Origin of the sequence: Pseudoalteromonas sp. XMcav11-Q (genome assembly GCF_040104525.1) — a bacterium.
In the GTDB taxonomy this organism is placed as follows: Bacteria; Pseudomonadota; Gammaproteobacteria; order Enterobacterales; family Alteromonadaceae; genus Pseudoalteromonas.
In genome coordinates, this window is sequence record NZ_JBECOX010000040.1 from 1 (window position 1) to 1,174 (window position 1,174).

1 protein-coding gene is annotated in these 1,174 nt (G+C 47.7%); it reads left to right on the forward strand.

The features are described 5' to 3' along the window. The coding region (locus tag ABMY45_RS23780; RefSeq protein WP_349289599.1) for an amino acid adenylation domain-containing protein at positions 1-1,174 on the forward strand (1,174 nt) is incomplete at both ends.

Genomic DNA, 1,174 nt, shown 5'->3' on the forward strand with positions numbered 1-1,174 from the left:
TTTGGCAGCAACGGATGTAGACGTAGCGATAACGGGGTCGGATGTTGCGTATGTGATTTATACGTCAGGCTCGACGGGGCAGCCTAAAGGGGTGCTCACACCACATCAAGGAGTGACTAGACTAGTCATAGAGCAAAGTTTCATGACTCTGAATAGTGATACGGTGATGATGCATTGTGCAAACATTGCGTTTGATGCCGCGACCTTAGAGCTATGGGGGCCATTACTCAACGGCGGGCAATGTGTTCTGTATCGTCCACCATACTTATCACCAGCAGAGCTGAATAAAGAGCTCGAACAGCATAACGTTAACAGTCTGTGGTTAACCGCAGGCTTCTTTAGAGAATGGTCTTATCATGTGCCGACAGTGACATCGCTACGTCAACTGTTAGCAGGGGGAGATAGTCTAGATCTAGACGCAATCAAGCGGATACAGCAGATACAGCCAGAGTTAACGTTGATAAACGGGTATGGACCAACAGAAAACACGACTTTCTCAACGACCTATACATTTCCTCAGGCTTATCAGGAGGAGCGAGTACCAATAGGTTATCGCTTAGATAGTGATGAAATTTACATTTTAGATGGTCACCAGCAATTGGTGCCTCAAGGCTGTATTGGTGAGCTATTTGTGGGCGGTCCAGGGTTAGCGCTTGGGTACTTGAATCAACCAGAGCTAACAGCGGAGCGCTTTGTAGAGAACCCATTTTATGATGAGGCGCAAGCAGGCAGCTCAAGACGACTCTACCGCACCGGAGATCTAGTTCGTTACCTGCCGGATGGGAGAATAGAATTCATAGGTCGTGTTGACAGTCAGGTGAAGATAAGAGGGTTCAGAATAGAGCTTGGGGAAGTGGAAGCCTGTTTACATGCAGCTTCAAGCGTTGCATCGGCGTTGGCGATAGTGAAGGACATCGCGGGAGAGAAGCAATTAATAGGGTATGTGCAGCGACAAAGTGGGCTGGATATAGATGAGTCAAGCTGGTTGCAGGCATTGAAGGCAGAATTACAGCAAGATTTACCAGAGCATATGATACCAAGCATACTGATTGCAGTGGATGAATGGCCATTGACGGCAAATGGCAAGGTGGATAGACGGGCATTGCCAAGTGCAGATGTGGGTTGTTTGCAAGGGGAATATGTAAGCCCTGAAGGTGATATTGAGCAACAGTTA